This window comes from Sunxiuqinia sp., from assembly GCF_055140945.1.
Genome location: NZ_JBSQYS010000014.1, coordinates 59,527 through 78,477, shown reverse-complemented (window position 1 = coordinate 78,477; position 18,951 = coordinate 59,527). Strand labels below are relative to the sequence as shown.

Annotated in this window: 19 protein-coding genes and 2 tRNA genes; 14 read left to right on the top strand and 7 right to left on the bottom strand. The window is 39.2% G+C overall.

The annotated features are described in order from the left end of the window. The first annotated feature begins 52 nt into the window (after positions 1–52). From ACTB00_RS08765 to ACTB00_RS08755, 3 genes are read left to right on the top strand one after another with little or no spacing between them, the layout of a single operon-like run. A complete protein-coding gene (locus ACTB00_RS08765) occupies positions 53–1,537 on the top strand; it encodes a phytoene desaturase family protein (protein ID WP_463299534.1) in 1,485 nt (494 codons plus the stop codon). Next, positions 1,521–2,354, top strand: coding sequence for a phytoene/squalene synthase family protein (locus tag ACTB00_RS08760; RefSeq protein ID WP_463299533.1), 834 nt, complete (start codon positions 1,521–1,523; stop codon positions 2,352–2,354). The genes ACTB00_RS08765 and ACTB00_RS08760 overlap by 17 nt, the downstream gene beginning before the upstream one ends. Next, positions 2,355–3,044 (top strand): lycopene cyclase domain-containing protein, encoded by a 690-nt coding sequence (locus tag ACTB00_RS08755; RefSeq protein ID WP_463299532.1) that lies wholly within the window; start codon positions 2,355–2,357, stop codon positions 3,042–3,044. It begins immediately after the preceding gene. Between the two features lie 40 nt (positions 3,045–3,084). Here ACTB00_RS08755 and ACTB00_RS08750 read toward each other — a convergent pair whose 3' ends face one another. Continuing rightward, a complete protein-coding gene (locus ACTB00_RS08750; RefSeq protein ID WP_463299531.1) occupies positions 3,085–3,606 on the bottom strand; it encodes a NanQ anomerase/TabA/YiaL family protein in 522 nt (173 codons plus the stop codon). Between the two features lie 380 nt (positions 3,607–3,986). Between ACTB00_RS08750 and ACTB00_RS08745 the strand changes: the two genes are divergently transcribed. The 3 genes from ACTB00_RS08745 to ACTB00_RS08735 all read left to right on the top strand — a co-directional run bounded on the left by ACTB00_RS08745 (position 3,987) and on the right by ACTB00_RS08735 (position 5,289). Continuing rightward, positions 3,987–4,493 (top strand): hypothetical protein, encoded by a 507-nt coding sequence (locus tag ACTB00_RS08745; protein ID WP_463299530.1) that lies wholly within the window; start codon positions 3,987–3,989, stop codon positions 4,491–4,493. Positions 4,494–4,555: 62 nt separating this feature from the next. After that, positions 4,556–5,083 (top strand): hypothetical protein, encoded by a 528-nt coding sequence (locus ACTB00_RS08740; protein ID WP_463299529.1) that lies wholly within the window; start codon positions 4,556–4,558, stop codon positions 5,081–5,083. 133 nt (positions 5,084–5,216) lie between these two features. Beyond that, positions 5,217–5,289: transfer RNA gene (locus ACTB00_RS08735), tRNA-Gln, on the top strand. Between the two features lie 73 nt (positions 5,290–5,362). On the opposite strand, the gene ACTB00_RS08730 is transcribed toward ACTB00_RS08735, so the two are convergent. Beyond that, a complete protein-coding gene (locus tag ACTB00_RS08730) occupies positions 5,363–5,503 on the bottom strand; it encodes an Arm DNA-binding domain-containing protein (protein WP_463299528.1) in 141 nt (46 codons plus the stop codon). Positions 5,504–5,757: 254 nt separating this feature from the next. Next, positions 5,758–5,831: transfer RNA gene (locus ACTB00_RS08725), tRNA-Asn, on the bottom strand. 428 nt (positions 5,832–6,259) lie between these two features. On the opposite strand from ACTB00_RS08725, the gene ACTB00_RS08720 reads away from it, so the two are divergent. The 5 genes from ACTB00_RS08720 to ACTB00_RS08700 all read left to right on the top strand — a co-directional run bounded on the left by ACTB00_RS08720 (position 6,260) and on the right by ACTB00_RS08700 (position 12,607). Continuing rightward, positions 6,260–8,680 (top strand): efflux RND transporter permease subunit, encoded by a 2,421-nt coding sequence (locus tag ACTB00_RS08720; protein WP_463299527.1) that lies wholly within the window; start codon positions 6,260–6,262, stop codon positions 8,678–8,680. Next, positions 8,677–9,669, top strand: coding sequence for a polyprenyl synthetase family protein (locus tag ACTB00_RS08715; protein WP_463299526.1), 993 nt, complete (start codon positions 8,677–8,679; stop codon positions 9,667–9,669). Before ACTB00_RS08720 ends, ACTB00_RS08715 begins: the two co-directional genes overlap by 4 nt. A gap of 116 nt (positions 9,670–9,785) precedes the next feature. After that, positions 9,786–11,300, top strand: a complete 1,515-nt coding sequence (gene atpD, locus ACTB00_RS08710; protein WP_463299525.1) for a F0F1 ATP synthase subunit beta — start codon at positions 9,786–9,788, stop codon at positions 11,298–11,300. Positions 11,301–11,317: 17 nt separating this feature from the next. Further along, complete coding sequence (gene atpC, locus ACTB00_RS08705) at positions 11,318–11,560, top strand: ATP synthase F1 subunit epsilon (RefSeq protein WP_463299524.1); 243 nt, start codon at positions 11,318–11,320, stop codon at positions 11,558–11,560. A gap of 63 nt (positions 11,561–11,623) precedes the next feature. Next, positions 11,624–12,607, top strand: coding sequence for a glycosyltransferase family 9 protein (locus ACTB00_RS08700; RefSeq protein ID WP_463299523.1), 984 nt, complete (start codon positions 11,624–11,626; stop codon positions 12,605–12,607). Here ACTB00_RS08700 and ACTB00_RS08695 read toward each other — a convergent pair. Next, a complete protein-coding gene (locus ACTB00_RS08695) occupies positions 12,604–13,770 on the bottom strand; it encodes a MalY/PatB family protein (RefSeq protein WP_463299522.1) in 1,167 nt (388 codons plus the stop codon). The two genes, ACTB00_RS08700 and ACTB00_RS08695, sit on opposite strands and share 4 nt — an antisense overlap. 138 nt (positions 13,771–13,908) lie before the next feature. Then, on the bottom strand, positions 13,909–14,598 hold the full coding sequence (locus tag ACTB00_RS08690) for a 2-phosphosulfolactate phosphatase (RefSeq protein WP_463299521.1): 690 nt from the start codon (positions 14,596–14,598) through the stop codon (positions 13,909–13,911). 233 nt (positions 14,599–14,831) lie between these two features. On the opposite strand from ACTB00_RS08690, the gene ACTB00_RS08685 reads away from it, so the two are divergent. The 3 genes from ACTB00_RS08685 to ACTB00_RS08675 all read left to right on the top strand — a co-directional run bounded on the left by ACTB00_RS08685 (position 14,832) and on the right by ACTB00_RS08675 (position 16,711). After that, entirely contained in the window at positions 14,832–15,419 is a 588-nt protein-coding gene (locus ACTB00_RS08685) for a hypothetical protein (protein ID WP_463299520.1), read from the top strand. A 223-nt stretch (positions 15,420–15,642) separates the two neighbouring features. Next, entirely contained in the window at positions 15,643–16,242 is a 600-nt protein-coding gene (locus ACTB00_RS08680) for a DUF3244 domain-containing protein (protein ID WP_463299519.1), read from the top strand. 121 nt (positions 16,243–16,363) lie between these two features. Beyond that, positions 16,364–16,711, top strand: coding sequence for a hypothetical protein (locus ACTB00_RS08675; protein ID WP_463299518.1), 348 nt, complete (start codon positions 16,364–16,366; stop codon positions 16,709–16,711). On the opposite strand, the gene ACTB00_RS08670 is transcribed toward ACTB00_RS08675, so the two are convergent. Both ACTB00_RS08670 and ACTB00_RS08665 read right to left on the bottom strand, forming a co-directional pair. Next, positions 16,694–17,161, bottom strand: a complete 468-nt coding sequence (locus ACTB00_RS08670; protein ID WP_463299517.1) for a GNAT family N-acetyltransferase — start codon at positions 17,159–17,161, stop codon at positions 16,694–16,696. The two genes, ACTB00_RS08675 and ACTB00_RS08670, sit on opposite strands and share 18 nt — an antisense overlap. A gap of 156 nt (positions 17,162–17,317) precedes the next feature. After that, positions 17,318–18,880, bottom strand: coding sequence for a sigma-54 interaction domain-containing protein (locus tag ACTB00_RS08665; protein ID WP_159517612.1), 1,563 nt, complete (start codon positions 18,878–18,880; stop codon positions 17,318–17,320). Positions 18,881–18,951 lie beyond the last annotated feature (71 nt).

The following is an 18,951-nucleotide window of genomic DNA, read 5'->3' as shown; positions in this document are numbered from 1 at the left end:
AAACATTTTGCGTCAATTTTGTTTAAGTGTATAGGTAATTTATTGAACAAAGATGAAAAAAAAGGCACTAATTGTAGGAACAGGACTGGCCGGACTATCCACCGCACTAAGACTTACAACGGATGGATACGAGGTAGAGATGGTAGAAAAATACCATCGCCCAGGGGGGAGGCTGAATTTACTGGAGAAAGATGGGTTTAAGTTTGACATGGCTCCAACCTTTTTTAGTATGAGCTATGAATTTAAGGAACTTGCGGATTACTGCAAAATCAAAATGCCTTTTGAATTCGTTGAACTGGATCCGCTGTATTCAGTTCATTTTGAGGGAGACAAAAGATCATACTTAATTTATAAAGATCTAAAAAAGCTGGCAGAAGAATTTCAGAATGTAGAACCGGATTTGGAACGTAAAATCCGACGTTTTCTAAAATCAGCCGGCGAGATCTTTCATGACACAGAGCATATTGTCATCAAACAAAATTTTGACAGTTTACTCTCCTACTTATTGCAATTAACCCGCGTACCAATTAAACATGCTCCAAAAATGTTTTACTCGATGTGGCGGGAAATGGAGAAAAATTTCGATTCGTTTGAAGTCAAAGTCATTTTCTCGTTGGTGGGCTTTTTCCTGGGTGCTACGCCTTTCGATACACCAGCTGTCTATTCCATGCTCAACTATACCGAACTAGTGCACGACGGCTACTACAACGTAAAAGGAGGCATGTACAAAATTGTGGAAGGCATGGTTGAGGAACTCAAAAAGAGAGGTGTTAAAATGCACTATGGCGTAGAGATTGACCATTTTGAAAAGACGAATAAGCAGCTGACAGCTTTCTATGATAAAAGTGGCAAAAAATGGGAAGCTGATGTTTTTGTGGTGAATGCTGATGCCGCCGCTTTTAGAGGCAACGTGATGAACCGAAAAAAATATGCCCCTGCAAAATTGGATCAGAAAAAATGGACCTTGGCACCGCTAACAATCTATTTGGGATTGGATACAAAAGTGACCGGGATGTACCATCACAATTATTTTCTGCGGAGAAACTTTAAAGAGTATGCCAATAAAATTTTTAAGAACAGCATCAAACTAGACAAGCCCTATTACTATGTGAATATCCAGTCGATGCACAACCCAAGCTATGCTCCGGAAGGCAAAGAAAGCGTTTTCATTCTGTGTCCGGTGCCCGATCTTCGGTACAAAACGGACTGGGATGATGCCGAAGATATTGCTGACGCAATTATAGCAGACATGGGCGAACGTACCGGATTCAATTTTGCCAAGCATATCGAATCGGAAACCATCTATACTCCCAAGCAGTGGGAAAGCACTTTTAATTTATATCAGGGCAGTGGTCTCGGCCTTGCTCACGATTTGAATCAAGTGGGTGGTTTCCGCCCGTCAAATAAAGATGAAGAATTCAAAAACCTCTACTACACCGGTGCATCAACAGTACCAGGAACCGGACTGCCAATGACCGTAATAAGCTCAAGACTAGTAACCGAACGAATACTGAAAGACCATGGACACATATCATAAAAATAATCTCGCCTGTAGCCGAATCACGACACAGAATTACAGCACATCCTTTTCGCTGGGTGTGCGTATGCTGAACAAGAAATACCGCCCGGCAATTTATAGCATTTACGGGTTTGTGCGGTATGCCGATGAGATTGTAGACACATTTTTTGAGCAGGATCAGGAAACTATTTTCGAAGAGTTTAAGAAAGAAACTTTCATAGCAATAAAGAGAGGGTTCAGCATTAATCCAATTCTCGACAGTTTTCAACGAGCTGTTCGCACTTATCATATTGAGCGGGAGTTGATTGATGCTTTCCTTTACAGCATGGAGCTCGATTTGCATAAAACGACCTATGATCCGATTATGCTAAAAACCTATATTTACGGATCGGCAGAAGCAGTTGGATTAATGTGCCTGCGTGTTTTTTATGCTGACGAACCAGAAAAATATGACCAGTTGGTTAATCCCGCACGCAAGTTGGGAGCAGCATTTCAAAAGGTAAACTTTTTGCGCGATGCTCAGGATGATTTTAAAAACAAAGGACGAATTTATTTTGAAAATATTGACTTCAACCAGTTTGACGAAGACACAAAAGCACAAATAGAAAGAGAAATAGAACGCGATTTTGCAGAAGCTTTTCAAGGATTGAAAGCCCTTAAAAAGGAAGTCCGTTTTGGAGTTTATCTGGCTTATATCTACTATATAAGGTTATTTCGGAAGATTAAACGAGCAAATCCATCGCAAATATTAAAGACTCGTTACAGGGTTTCAAACCCAAAAAAAATGTATCTTCTGGCAAACGCCTATTTCAAAAATACATTTAACCTTTTGTAAATGGATTTGCAACAGTATACTTATGCCAGTTTATTACTAGTAACCATTGCTATTCCTTTGGCTTTAAGTTTCGATAAAAAAGTACATTTTTGGACGAGTTGGAAATATCTGTTTCCTGCGATTTTAATTACCGCTGTCGTTTTCATTTATTGGGACATTCAATTCACCAAAGCTGAAATCTGGAGTTTTAACCACAGGTATGTTTTAGGCTATTATTTCCAGGGTCTCCCCATCGAAGAATGGCTGTTCTTTCTGGTTGTGCCGTATGCGTGTCTTTTTATTTACGAAGTACTAAACTCGTACATCCCAAAAATTGAGTTCCCAAATCTATTTGCAGCCATCAGCCTGGGGTTAATTATCCTATTCGCAATAATCAGCTATTTTAACTGCGGCCAGCTTTATACCTTTTTCAATTTTCTGTTTGCAGGAATATTCCTCGCTTATGTTATTTTTCGTAACCGCTTTAAGCAGCACCTAACGAAATTCTATTTCACCTACGTCATTGCATTAATACCTTTCCTGATAATCAATGGAGTGCTGACAGCCCTGCCTGTTGTTGAATATCATCCGGCGCACATACTAAATATTAGGGTATCCACCATCCCAATTGAAGATTTTGGTTACCTCTTTCTGTTGCTTTTGATGAACACTTCGATTTACGAGACTTTAAAAACGCAGAAGTATTACTAAATCACCAACCACCAAAAGCAACATTTTGCCTGACTAGGCTTTATTCGGCGACGGCAATCTTAATAACAAGCTTTTTTACGGGCTCCGATTGTTCGATCATCATACAAGGGCGATGCACATCGTCCGGAAAAAACAAAAAAAAGCAATCTGGTGTCGCAGTAAAAAACTCACCATCTTGTTCGCCAAAGAAAATTAAGTCTTTTTGTTCGTTATAATCCTTTGGATCGGTACCCTTTCCGAGTGGCAATACACCTATCAATTCCTGCCCTGCTACGACATATTGTAAATCAATATATTTTCTATGAGCTTCCCATTTTGCATCTTGAGGGTTTTTAGTCTCATATTCTGAAACCATTGCAAATACTTGATCTCCTACCAACGGATATTTTCCCACCTCCAACGACTTTAAGTCTTGTTTTAAAAAGTTGAATACTTTTTGCCACCACTCCGGATGAGCATGATACTGCTCGTAAAACTTACTTAAATTAATTGAAGCGTGTGCTTGTATATCAACCAATTCTCCCCATTGCTTGCTATGGAACCATTCTTGCGTTTTCTTCATTTTCCCAATCCTTATAAATCAACTAAAAAAATAATTCTGAACAAAGATATGAAAATGCTTTGCTGAATATCCGTTTTCATACCACAATTGAGCCGGTTATACTGGCGAACTTGAAGCAAAAACTAAAGACTCACAGAATATCAAACACTTACAAAAATAGTCATTTATGGCATTTTGTGATTCAAATTCGACAGAACAGTTCATTCACATTCGATCGTGCTTTTAATGCAACCACTTGAGGTTTAAGAAAAGCAAGGTTAAATAATTATGAACTATAATGTTAACAAATATTAAACTTTAATTACAACATGCTCAAATGCCAATTTTATTCTCCAACTTTAGGTCTGATATTTTTTTAAATAGAAAAACTTATTGCGGGGATGGACTTATTCGGAGTTGTAAAATTAATTCATGTTTTCCTTTTAGCTACAGTTAAGTATTTTATCACATTTCCTTATGCGTTGCTCATCGGATTGGATAAAACACAGGCTATTATTGCCGTAACCGTAGGTGGAATTAGTGGGTTTTTCTTTTTTTACTACATGAGTACCGTTTTAATCAATTTCGTAAAACGAAATAAAATTCATGCCGTTCATTTTTCCGCTAAATATCTCCGGGTTGATTTGAATCGTTTCATTCAGAAATTTAAAATTAAATCACCCAAATCATTACGGAAAAGAAGACTTTTCGTGAAGTTCCGAAACAAATACGGTTTTTTGGGAATCATCGTGGCTACACCAATATTTCTCAGTATTCCGCTGGGAGCATTTTTACTGAATCGGTATTATTCCAGAAAAAAACATGTATTTGCCTATATGGTGCTTTCTATTTTAGGATGGTCGCTTATCTTCTCCGCCATCACAATCGTTTTCGCAAAGCCACTTTAATTATTGCTCTTTGATACTCAAAACCTTATCTTTAATGATTCAAAAGAATGAATTATTAAGCGATGAAACGTGAAGAGTTTTATACTTTTTTAGACACTTGGGAAAACATTCATATTCTGATTGATTACTTAATTGACTACCCCAATAAAATTAAAGATCTAATTGACATCGGATTGAATGACTCCAAAAAACAAAGCTGGCGAGCTATTTGGATCATCGACAAAGTCCACGAAAAGAAACCGAAACTGGTTCGTCCATTTATCCCACAGTTTGTTGAAGCACTAACTTTTATTTCGAATGAGAGTAAGCTTCGACACCTATTGAAACTTATCAGTCTCAATCCGATACCCAGCGAAAAGTTATCTTTCCTGTGGGATTATGCAATGACCGGATTTACGAATGCCTCGCGCCCCATCGCCATTCGTGTTCATGCGATGCAGATTTTATTTGAGATTTCTAAAACGATTCCTGAATTCAAACCCGAACTTGCTCAGTTGATTGAACATGAAATAGAGTTTCATGATTCAGCGGGTATCCGGTCGCGCGGGAAAAAATTGCTTGCGAAACTATACAGATCGAAAAAAATTTAATACAGCTAAATACTCATTTTCAATTCGCTTCGGTGACACCCTTCAAAAAGCTCGTTTTTTTTCTTTAAAAATGATTGGACGAATGATTTTTTTTATATTTTTGCAGCGTCTTTAAAGAAAAGGCAATAATGATTGACCCGTGGTGTAATTGGCAACACGTCTGGTTTTGGTCCAGAAGAGTCCAGGTTCGAGCCCTGGCGGGTCAACAAAAAGGAAATACAAACGACATCAAAAGCCTGTAAGTCTACTGATTTACAGGCTTTTCTTATTTTTATCCAATCAATGTAAATCAAACAATTTCGGGTCACATAGCTCCGCTCTTTGTCCGTTGACTGTAACCCGCAAATAAATTGGGGACAATCCGTTCTGATCTACCTGTGCATTTCTTATAACAAACAAAACATTCAAGTCGTACTGCATAATCTTTCCTCCATTTTTTAATTACAAAAACACTCCCGATTCGTGGTCGGAGGAAGTGCAAAACAATGCAATAAGAGGCAATAGATGAGTAGATTGCAGGATCTCTGGTGAGTTATTTTGATTTTGGAAAAATACTCCCGAATTCTACGCCTAAACTTCAGGCAATACTGCAAATTTCAGGATAGTACTAAAATAAAAAATGCCTGAAATTCATTGACTTCAAGCATTTTAATTAATTTTATTTAACAATAAGGCTCCCCAGGTAGGACTTGAACCTACGACCTACGGATTAACAGTCCGCCGCTCTAACCAACTGAGCTACTAGGGAATTTATACTGGTTTTTCGACCTGTTTTCGGAACGTTTTCCTGTCAAAAGCGATGCAAAAATAACAGCTTTTATTAAAACAAAAAACAAAATTGGAAAATTTATGCCACCAAAAGCAAGATTTTATTCAGCCATGAATAACCCCGCAGATATGAACTTTCATTCATAGAGCCAAAGAGTTTTGATTTCCAGCGCATTCATCGAAAAAAGACAACAAAAGTCAGATGTCCACCACTGATAATATTTTTCTTCCGGGTCCTGCACAAAAGCCAACAGAGGAAACTAATCGTATTTCTGCGCTACATTAAGAAATCCAGAAAGCAATTCCTTCGATTACCGTTACGTAAAGGATGAATTTCACGGATTCTCTTTCTTTCGGAATCCCATTTTATTAACTATTTTCGCCCTAATTTTTATACGAATTTGAACTATGTGGGTTTGGCTTTCCGGAATTATTCTTAGAAACAGAAGAGCGTTACTTTTCCTATTGGGTCTGGTAACTATTTTTATGGCTTATATGGCCTCAAAGGTTGAAATGTCATATGAGTCAGCCCAACTACTTCCTAAAAAGGACAGCGCCTATGTCGATTATCAAAAGTTCCGTGAGCTTTTTGGCGAAGAAGGAAACTTGATTGTGGTTGGCGTTGAAAATCCCGACTTTTTTAAACTTGACCATTTTAAAGAATGGCATCAGCTCGTTGGCAATTTAAACGACATTGATGGCGTTGAGAACCTTTTGTCTGTTTCAAATGCCTATAACCTAATCAAGAACAAAGAAAAGCGGACGTTCGAAGTTGAAAATATTTTTCCCGCAGAAGTTAAATCACAAGAAGAACTTGATAGCCTGTCCAATGTTTTTCAAAGCTTACCATTTTACCGGGGGCTTCTTTACAACACTGAAAACGACTTCTACCTATTGGCAATTACGGTCAATAAAGACAAAATGAAATCTAAAAAACGGGAAGAACTGGTTAAAGCAATAAAAAACACTTGTGACGATTTCTCCGAAGAAACCGGTTTAACGCTTCACTTTTCAGGGCTCCCCTACATCAGAGTAATCAACTCCATAAAAATTAAAAAAGAAATTTATCTGTTTAGTGCGCTCGCATTATTGCTGTGTATTATTACGCTGTTTCTTTTCTTCAGATCATTCAAAGCGGTTCTATATCCGGTTATCATCGTCATTACAGGCGTAATTTGGGCTATCGGAACAATGGCAATATTCGGGTTCAAAATCACTTTGCTTACCGGGATGATCCCATCCTTACTCATTGTGATCGGGATACCAAACAGTATTTACATGCTAAACAAGTACCATAACGAGTACAAACAGCATGGAAATAACATTAAGGCCTTACAGCGAGTTATTATTAAAATTGGGAATGCCACATTTTTAACAAACCTGACTACTGCTTCCGGCTTTGCAACCTTTGTAATTACCAACAGCGAAATTTTAAGACAATTTGGTATTGTTGCAGCCTTGAATATTCTCACATTATTTGTGCTTTCGCTTTTGCTAATTCCTATTTTATTCAGTTTTGCCCAGCCTCCCGGCGAACGCCATATTAAGCACCTTGAAAGTAAGCTTTTCAAAAATATCGTCCTTCATTTAGAGAACATCTCACTCAATCACCGGAAAGTAGTTTATGGCGCCGCAATTGCCGTGGTGCTCATTGGGTTTTATGGCATAACGTTAATCAAAAGCTCTGGCTACATGGTCGATGACATACCGGAAAGCGATATTATTTACAAAGATTTGAAATTCTTCGAGAATCAAGTTGATGGATTGATGCCGCTGGAAATTATCATCGACACCAAACGCCCGAATGGGGTGATGAACTTAAGTGTTTTCAGAAGAATGGAGAAACTTGAAGAACGTTTAGAGAAATATGATGAGCTTTCATCTTCAACATCATTGCTGAATATTCTCAAGTTTTCGAAGCAGGCCTTTTACAACGGGAAAGAACGTTATTACAGCCTGCCCAACAATCAGGAGAAAAACTTTATCCTGTCTTATGCCACTAAAAGTGAGGAGGAAGAGAACGCTGGCGTAAGTGCGCTGCACTCATTTTTGGACAGCAGTAAACAAGTTACCCGCATTAACATTCGGATGCACGATGTTGGAACTGAACGCATGCAGGAGCTGTATGATGATTTTAAAATGGAAGTCGACTCCGTTTTTCCTCCCGATAAATTTGATGTCACTGTTACCGGCTCGAGCGTTACATTCTTTAAAGGAACACAGTATTTGGTTAAAAACCTGTTCAGCAGTTTAACCCTGGCTATTTTCCTGATTTCAGCTTTTATGGCTGTCATGTTTTACTCTTGGCGAATGGTGGTCATGTCACTCATTCCGAACATTGTACCTCTTATTTTCACTGCGGCCATTATGGGTTTTATTGGTATTCCGATTAAGGCATCAACTATTTTAGTATTTAGTATAGCTTTCGGAATTTCGGTTGACAACACCATTCACTTTTTAGCAAAATACCGACAAGAATTAGCGGTAACCGGATGGAACATCCGACAATCCGTTAAACTGGCATTGCGCGAAACCGGGGTGAGTATGATGTATACTTTTGTTGTTCTTTTCTTCGGATTTGGCGTATACAGTGTGTCAAACTTTGGAGGCACTGCAGCTCTTGGAATTTTGGTTTCGCTAACCTTACTGGTAGCCGTTTCTTCAAACTTAATTTTACTTCCCTCCCTGCTTATTGGACTCGAAAAGCACACAACAACAAAATCTTTTCATGAACCCTTACTTCAAATTTACGATGAGGAAGAGGACATTGAGTTGGATGAATTAGAGATTGAGGGTTCGTCAAACAAAAAGGATGAACAAAAAGGATGAAGTCAGCACAATCAATAAAAGAACTACAACAACTCGTTGTTAATCAAATTGCTGAAGAAGCAGAGAAAATAGGAAAAACGAACCCGGTTAATCTTTATCAACCTATTGATTACACGTTGAACATGGGTGGGAAAAGACTGCGCCCGGTTATGCTACTCTTAGCTTGCGACCTTTTTTCCGGCGATGTTCAAAACGCCTTACCTGCGGCTATTGCCGTTGAAGTTTTCCACAACTTCACACTGCTCCACGATGACATTATGGATCATGCTGAGATTCGCAGAAACATGCCAGCAGTCCACAAAAAATACAGTGAAAATGTGGCGATCCTATCAGGCGATGCCATGTCCATCAAAGCCTATCAATATCTACTGACGGTAGATCATCCCAACATACAAGAAGTTACCCGTTTGTTTTCAAAAACAGCCATCGAAGTTTGCGAAGGGCAACAATACGACATGGACTTTGAAACCCGTCTGGATGTGAGCATCGATGACTATCTGGAGATGATACGACTGAAAACAGCGGTGTTGATTGCCGGAAGCTTTAAAATGGGAGCCTTGCTGGGGAATGCCTCGCAAGAAGATGCAGAAAGGCTTTATCAATTTGGAATCAACCTCGGATTGGCTTTTCAGCTTCAGGATGACCTCTTAGATGTATTTGCAGATCAAGATAAATTTGGAAAAAAAACAGGAGGTGATATTATCGCCAACAAAAAAACTTTTTTATTACTTCAAGCGTTAGCTATTGCAAATCGGGAACAAAAAGCCGAATTACAAGATTGGATCGACCGGAAGGAATTTAATCCGGAAGAGAAGATCGATGCTGTCAAAAATATATACATTGATTTAAAGCTACAGCACATTAGCCAGCAAAAGTCAAATGAATTTTATCAGAAGGCAATGGAAGAGATCGATACAATAAACGTTCATTCAGATCGAAAACAGGCGATCATTAAACTCGCCCAAATGATCATGAAAAGGGAAAAATAATAGCTATTAACAAATGAATCTTGAACACGCCAAACATTAGAATATTAGTCAAATTAAATTTGTGCAATTAGGCACGTTTTAGTAATTTTCCGCCCCACAGAAGTAAAATTTTTATCATGAATAAAAATATCGGTAGAGTCGCTCAGGTAATTGGTCCTGTGGTTGATATCAGCTTTGATCAGGAAGGTAGTGAACTTCCAAATATTAACGATGCGTTAGAAATCGTTCGTGAAGGCAACACCAATCTGGTTGTCGAGTGCCAACAACATATCGGAGAAAATACAGTTAGAACCATCTCGATGGACTCGACTGACGGGCTAAAACGGGGGATGGATGTAATTGCCACCGGAGCTCCAATCACCATGCCCAAAGGACAAATGGCACTCGGACGCCTGCTAAATGTTACTGGAGATGCGGTGGATGGAATGAAAAATATCCCTAAAGAAGGGTTAAATATCCACAACGAACCACCAAAGTATGAAGACTTAACAACCGAAACCGAGGTTCTTTACACCGGAATTAAAGTAATCGACCTGATTGAACCGTATGCCAAAGGAGGTAAAATTGGCTTGTTCGGTGGGGCCGGTGTTGGAAAAACAGTATTGATTCAGGAGTTAATCAACAATATTGCCTTGGCACACAGCGGGCTATCTGTTTTTGCTGGTGTCGGAGAACGAACTCGTGAAGGAAACGACCTGTTACGTGAGATGATCGAAGCTAAAATTGTTGATTATGGAGACGAGTTTAGAGAAGCAATGGAAAAAGGCGAATGGGATCTTTCGAAAGTAGACCCCGAAGCCCTTAAAAAATCCAAACTGGCTCTTGTGTTTGGCCAGATGAATGAACCACCCGGCGCACGTGCACGGGTAGCACTTTCCGGATTGACAATTGCCGAAAGTTTACGTGATGGTGAAGGATCAGACAGCGCAGGTGGTCGTGATATCCTGTTCTTTGTTGACAATGTATTCCGTTTTACTCAGGCTGGTTCTGAGGTGTCAGCATTGCTCGGACGTATGCCTTCAGCAGTAGGGTACCAACCTACTTTGGCAACTGAGATGGGTGTTATGCAGGAACGGATTACCTCAACGAAAAACGGATCTATTACATCGGTGCAAGCCGTGTATGTACCTGCAGATGACTTGACCGACCCCGCTCCTGCAACAACCTTTGCCCACTTGGATGCAACAACTGTATTGAGCCGTAAAATCTCAGAACTTGGTATTTATCCTGCCGTTGATCCATTGGATTCAACCTCACGGATTTTGACTGCAGACATTGTTGGAAACGAACATTACAACTGTGCTCAACAGGTAAAAGAAATCCTGCAGCGTTACAAAGAACTTCAGGATATTATTGCCATTTTAGGTATGGATGAATTGTCGGAAGAAGACAAGCTTGTTGTTCACCGCGCACGTCGTGTTCAACGATTCCTGTCTCAACCGTTCTTCGTTGCCGAACAATTTACCGGACTAAAAGGAAAGCTCGTTTCAATTGAAGATACCATCAAAGGATTCAACATGATTATGGCTGGTGAAGTTGACCAGTATCCGGAGTCGGCCTTTAACCTGGTTGGGACAATTGATGAAGCCATTGCTAAAGGAGAAAAAATGCTGGCTGAAGCCGAAGCTTAAAACTAACCCGAAAAGCTATGTTTCTTGAAATCATAACACCATCAAAAAAAGTATTCTCAGGAGAAATCACATTGATTAAGCTTCCTGGAGCAAAAGGTTCATTCGAAATTCTTAACAACCATGCCCCAATTATTTCAACCTTGGAGGAAGGCAAAATCAAAATCATTGAGGCAAACGAGCAAATTAGTTTTTTTGATGTGGACGGAGGAGTTGTTGAAGCCAAGAACAATAAAATCATTGTACTTGCCGAATCTGCATAAAAACATAACCTATTAAATAAAATACCCTGAAAATATGTATATTTCAGGGTATTATTTTTACCATTGAATTCCAAGATACTCATCATACGATTTAGCTCTATTGGGGACATTGTATTAACCAGCCCTATTATTCGATGCATAAAAGAGCAACTAGACCAAGTTGAAATCCATTTCCTGACCAAGGAAAAACACAAGGATCTTCTTCGTGCCAATCCTTATATAGACCACTTACATCTTTATAATTCAAATCTGTCAGACATTATAAAGCAACTTCAGAAAGAGAATTTTGACTACATCATTGACCTACACCACAATCTGCGGAGCCATATTATTAAGCAGAATCTGAGAACGAAAGCTTACTCGTTGCAAAAACTCAACGTCAAAAAATGGCTGTTAGTCAAATTCAAAATTAATATTCTTCCCCACGTTCATATTGTCGACCGCATGATGGACACTGTTGCTCCACTGGGTGTAGAGAACGACAACAATGGTCTTGATTATTTTATTCCGAAAGAAGAAAATTATCCATTTGGGCAAATACCGGATTCATTCCCCAGAAAGTATGTAGCAATTGTGCTGGCTGGCACTTACTTTACCAAAAGACTTCCCGCCAAAAAACATTTGGAAGTGATCCAACAACTTGATGTTCCATTCATATTACTTGGAGGGAAAAATGAAGTCAAGCTTGCACGGGAGATCGAAAAGCAAACGACACAAAACGTATTAAATCTTTGCAACAAACTAACGATTAACCAATCGGCCTCCATTGTAAAAAATGCCACATTGATAGTAGCGAACGACACTGGCTTAATGCACATTGCTGCGGCCTTTAAAAAGAAAATTTTATCCATCTGGGGAAGTACCACTCCCGAACTTGGAATGACACCCTATCTGGCTCATCCGGCATCGAAAAAGCAAAAAGTTGAAGGTTTAAACTGTCAGCCATGCTCCAAAATTGGTCGACATAGCTGCCCGAAAAAACATTTTCGTTGCATGCTAAATCAGAACACAACGGAAATCGCTAACTGGATTAACAAAAACTTTTAGCCAAATGCTTGCTCTATTCGACCTAAAGCCTGCTCCAAGGTTGCCCGCGGACAACCAATATTTATACGCATAAAACCACTACCCTGCTTACCAAACTGCACTCCTCGGTTTAAACCAACGCCCGCATCAATCAACTTAGCATTCAGATCATCATCACTCAACTGATATTCCGAAAAGTCCAACCAAATCAAATAAGTAGCTTCCGGTTTCATTGGCTTAATATTAGGTAGCTTATCTGCCAGGTAGCTTTCTAAAAAACGATAGTTTCCCTGCAAATAATCCACCACTTGGTCAACCCATCCTGCTCCTTCACGATAAGCTGTTTCAAGAGCAATGGAACCAAAAATATTTCCCATATGTAAATGAGGAACTTTCAGTGTTCGCTCATATCGTACAAATAGTTTTTTATTCGGTATCACCACAAAAGAAGTTGTTAAACCAGCAATGTTGAATGTTTTACTACCTGCCATACACACGATGCAATTATTCGCAATCTCGTCAGAAAGTGTTGGCAACGGAATATGCTTGTGCCCTTCGAAAACCAAATCCGAATGAATTTCGTCAGAAACAATAAGAACCTTGTTTTCAAGGCAGATGGTTGCCAGTTCGGTCAACTCATCTTTGGTCCAAACCATCCCCCCGGGATTTTGCGGATTGCACAACAGAAGCATCTTCGTATTTGCTGTAATTTTTTGTTTGAGATCATCTAAATCGAATGTGTATCTGCCACCAGCTAACTTCAGCGGATTTTCGACCATCTTACGTCCCAATCCTTTTATCGAATCGTAAAAAGGGAAATACACCGGCGGCTGCACAATTATCTCATCGCCAGGCTTGGAGTAAGTATCAATAGCCAGCGTTAATCCGGCCACAACTCCCGGACTAAATGAGATCCACTCTTTCTTTACCTTCCAATTATGTCGCTTGTCTAACCACTGAATAATAGCATCAGAATAGGAATCACTCCGAAATGTGTAACCTAAAACCTCATGCTCCAACCTATCCTTCAGAGCCTCAACAATAAAGTCGGGGGTTTTAAAATCCATATCAGCCACCCAAAGTGGCAATAAATCATCTGTTCCAAAGAACATCTGACGTCCATCGTATTTCAAACTATTCGTATTGGTACGATCAACCAGCTCATCAAAATTATAATTCTTCATAATCTTCTGTTTCCAACGTATTGGTATTATAAGGTCACGGACCTATTTGATATTTTCGGTTTCGCTTCTATCACAAATTGTTAAAGACTCGAAACATGACACTAAATTATTCGCACTACTTATAAAACGTAAGCGATCTTAAAGTTCAAGTTTTTTCAAGAAAAACAAGTCATTTTCACGATCAACTTTTAAAACGAAGTTAAACCGATCCAAATCCAGGCAAAGATCAAAATCAGCAGAAGGAGCCCAACTCTGTTTCCCGGGAACGAAAAACCGCGCTCCGGCACCAACTCTCAACTTTTCGACCATCCCTTCAAAATCAATCGACTCACCCTCTAGCTTAGCTTTAATATATTCCGCCAAAAAAGTGTCTTCATCCGTCGGATATTTACAGGCATACCCCATGCACACCAGCGAAACTGTTTCAGGTTGCCTTTTCTGGATGTATTTAATAATGGCTCCTGCGTTGACAAAACTTCCGGTTATTACCTCTCCTGCATTTGTAGCATTCACAATCCCCTGGGTTCCGCTACTTGTGGTATGCACCATCACTTTCTGTTCAAGATCACCCTGAATGATTTGCGATGGCGAATTCCCAAAATCGAACCCTTCAGGCTTCTGCTCGTTGCGTTCTCCAACAAGGATATAGTCTGGGTTTTGCTGTTTTAATTGATGAGCAAAATCAATTCCCCCCACAGGAAAAATCTTAATAACTCCCCGGTCAAATGCATAACAGGCCACTGAAAAGGCCCGAAATACATCTATAATTACTGTTAGCCCATTCGCTTGTTGAGCTCCATCTAATAATTGTAAAATTTTTATGTCCATCTATTTAAACTAAATTTAAAACCACAACTACATTTAGGCACGATATTTGATAATGGCGACATCGCATTTCAAGACCTCAATGCACACTAGTCTTAGAGAACCCCAATCTAGCCATAGGCAATCTCTATATGTCCGACAACACAAATTTAACCTACCGTTAACGCATGTTTTACAGCACATGCTGTAAAACACCTTACATTTGTGTCAGTAATTCATTATTAAAATTCAAAACTATGAAAACAATTAGAACAATTACCATGATGTTTGCATTAACAGTTATTGCAAATATTGCCCTTGCAACGGGAAACTTGCGTGTCAACATTTTACCGTTAAGTGAAGATCGTGCTGTTGTTGCAATTTCGAACAACATTGAATCTAAATTTCAAATCAGCATTGAAGATGCACAAGGAGATGTTGTATACTTCAAAGAAACCGAAGGCGATGTGGCCGACTATCGTAAAGTTTATGACTTTTCGAAGTTAGAAACCGGCAACTATAAGCTAATCGTTAGTCTTGACGATGTAAAAGGAGAACGTGAATTTGCAATCAATCACGGAGCAATTGAAGTTGGAAAAGAAAAAACACTCGTAGCACCAGTCTTCTCGTACAACGAAGATGTTTTACGTATCGCATTCTTAAACCACGAAGGCGAAAATACAAGCCTGTACATCTACAATGAAGGAGAGTTAGTGTACACAAAAGCACTGAAAAACTCATTCTCTGTAAATGAAGGACTTGATCTTTCTAAACTGGAATCAGGATATTACAATATTGTTCTGGCTTCAGGAAACGAAACCTATGACTATTCTGTTAGCAAGTAATTGCAACAGCAGATACCAAGCAGTTGACAATAGAGCAATTGACTGGATTACAACACAATTTTTTCGTATTTAATGTAAAATAATATGAGACCAACAATAGAATTAGTTGTCCTGATGTCCTCAGGACAACTTTTTTAACATCAATAACCCGACTCATATTAATTTTCATTCACCACAAAGCCAAAAGTCAGAGCTCTATTTATTAACATTAAACACCAAACACATGAAGATATTTACAAAACTACTTTGCGCATTGGTCACAACGACAATGATGTCAGATTTTGCCAGCGCACGGGAACTCCCGAAGATTGAAATGAAAGCCATGGAAGGTAAAAATGCGTTACTTGAAATTGAACATGCGAACAACGCCGTATTGGAAATTACCATCCAAAACAAAAAAGGCGAAATTGTATACTACAATCAACAAGAATCAACATCAGACAAGTACCAGCATGTTTACGACCTTTCGGCATACCAGCCGGGAACTTACAATTTAATTGTTGCCAGTAACGATTTAGTTACCGAACACCAGTTCTCAGTTTCGGACGAGGTCGTGAATATTGGTGAAAAACAATTGACACAAAAACCATTTTTTGCGTTCGACTCAGACAACAACATCGTTCGAGTGGCGTACTTGAATTTTCCTGGAGAAAAAGTGAAGCTGAAGATTTATGAGGGGAATGATCTTATTTTCAACAAGGCATTGGATGATTCATTTTCGGTAAACGAAGGACTAAACTTATCAAAACTTGAAGCAGGAGCGTATCAGATAGTACTTGATGCCGGAGCAAAAGATTTTAATTATCCGGTTGAGATAAGATAAAAAAGACTTAAACAGATGAATTCCAATGCGGTTATCTCAAAAAGAGGCCGCATTTCTTTTTGCGCTAAACTTTGCACTGCGATAATGGCTTAAATTTTGACGCAGGGTCAAAAAAACCAAAATGAAAATTAAACCCTGGTCACTCAGCCTCATTCTTTTGCTACTAATTTCCTGTGGGCCAAACTTCTATTTTGTTGTTAGGGAAAGAGGAGAAGAAAGCCTGGATCCAAGAATAAAAAAAACAGCAAACCATGACAAGAAGAAAGATCGCAAATATCCATTCTTCAAAGAGAACCCGGATATATCCTGCAAAGCAATTCATACGGGGTTTTATTTAGATCCCAGAAGCTCAAGCTACAAACCTTTTCAATACTCATGTGGCGAAGTAAACTTTCACTATCCGGATGTCATCACTTTATCGCAATACAATGAGATCATGGAAAAAAGAGGATTACACGAACCTTTCTAAAAAATACATCGGTGGTTGACATTCATTAAAGCCAGCTTTCTGATAGAGTCTTTGTGCCTTTTCATTGTCATGCCTCACTTCCAGGTTCACCCGGCAAAAGCCATTATCCTTGCCGTAATCGGCAATTGCATCTAACAAGAATTTGCCAACCCCTTTTCCTCTAAAATCAGGATGCACAACAAAATCATGAATATTAATCAGCGGCTTTGCTTTGAAGGTTGAGAAATTCTGATTGCAATTAGCCAAAGCTGCAAACTGGCCATCAACCAGAGCAAAAAATCCTAAATATGCGGAATAACCTTTTAATCCATTTAGTATTTTTGGAGCAAGCTCCTCAGACATCGGAGCGTTATTCCCCATTTCGTCGCGCATGTATAAATCCAACAACCGAATCAGTTGTTTCTGGTGAAGCTCTTTAGACAAATCAACAATAACGAAAGATAAATTCATGATTGAATTGTAATAATAAGTGAATCAACTCACGCAAATTTCAAACTTTGAAGAGACTTAACAAACTATTTTTCAACAAAAAGCCCAACGAATCAAATTGAGTTTTATCATTCACTTTGCGTCATCAAATTTTTCCGGGCAATTGCTTCTCCCCAATCAGACTTTAAAACGCCAGGCATCAATTTCATACTTCTTCAATCGGGTGCCCAACATCCGCTCAGTTACTTTTAAGCCTTCGGCAGCCTTGGCAATATTTCCTTTTGTTGAAGTTAATGCCTCACGAATCAACTGCTTTTCAACTTGCTCCACGGTGTAAGTTAATCCACCTCTGGAGCGGGTATTTGTAGAATCGGCTGTTTGTAGCGAAGGTGGCAAATTGTAACTATGAATGACATTATCAGTACTTAAAATGCAAGAGCGCTCAATACAGTTTTCGAGCTCCCGAATGTTTCCCGGCCACGAATAAACCATCAACATATTCAGGGCCGATGTCGTAATTCGCTTAATCTGAGTGTCGTTCCGTTTATTGAATTTATCGATAAAATGATCAACCAGCATCGGGATATCATTCCTACGCTCGCGTAAAGGCGGTATAAAAATGGGGAACACATTGATCCGATAAAATAAATCTTCTCGAAAATCCCCTTCGTCGATCATCTCTTCTAAATTACGGTTGGTAGCAGCAACGATTCTCACATCCACTTTAATCGTTTCGGTACCACCCAGGCGTTCAAATTCCCGTTGCTGAATAATACGCAAAATTTTAACTTGGGTCGATAAAGGAATATCTCCAATCTCATCCAAAAAAATAGTACCACCATCTGCCAGTTCAAAGCGTCCTTTTCGTCGGCTATCGGCACCAGTAAATGCTCCTTTTTCATGTCCAAACAGTTCACTTTCAATCAAACTATCAGGCAAGGCAGAGCAGTTTACTTTTATAAAACTCTTTTTCTCTCGTTTACTCATGTAGTGGATAGCATCGGCAACCAACTCTTTTCCAATACCACTCTCTCCGCGAATAAGTACTGTGGAATTGGTTTCAGCCACCATATTGATTAAGGAGTAAACATCCTTCATTTTGGCTGAATTTCCAACCATATTCATGTTTGGATTATCTCCCTTCAACTGGTTTTGAAGCTCTTGGTTTTTTTGGCGAAGCAACTCAACTTCTTCAATACGCTCTTGCTTTGAACGAACAACCTGAGAAACCAGACTCCCAACGATGGACAACAGGTTTAAATCCTCATCATTGGTAATGAATGGGTTATATTTTCTTACCAGACTCAATGTCCCGGTTACTTTTGCATCTTCAATAATTGGCACGCACACAAAGCTCAATTCTTCACCATCTTTCGAGGTTAGCTCTTGCTGTGTACGGTTTAAAAATAAACTTGATTTGGAAATTTTTTCAATAATGACAGGCCTGGATAACTCAACCACCCGACCAATGATTCCTTCTCCCAACTTATATTTGCCTCGTGCCTGCTGAGCCGAACTGTATCCGTATGCCGACTCAATATAAATCTTCGAGTTTTTTCGGTTAAAAATGGTCAGCAAGCTTCTTTCGGCTCCGAGGTGGCGAACCAACAATTCCAGCACCGATGATAAGTCATGCTTCAGCTCCTTGCTTTGAATCAGTCGCTGACTGATTTCCGAGAGCAAAACAAGCTCCTTTAAACCATAACATTCGCTACCCGCTTTTTTACACTTAAACTCCATCAACTTTCTTTTTGCCTTGTTTCAGGAAACTATTCCTTCATTTTGTTACAAAATTGCAAATAATACGGACA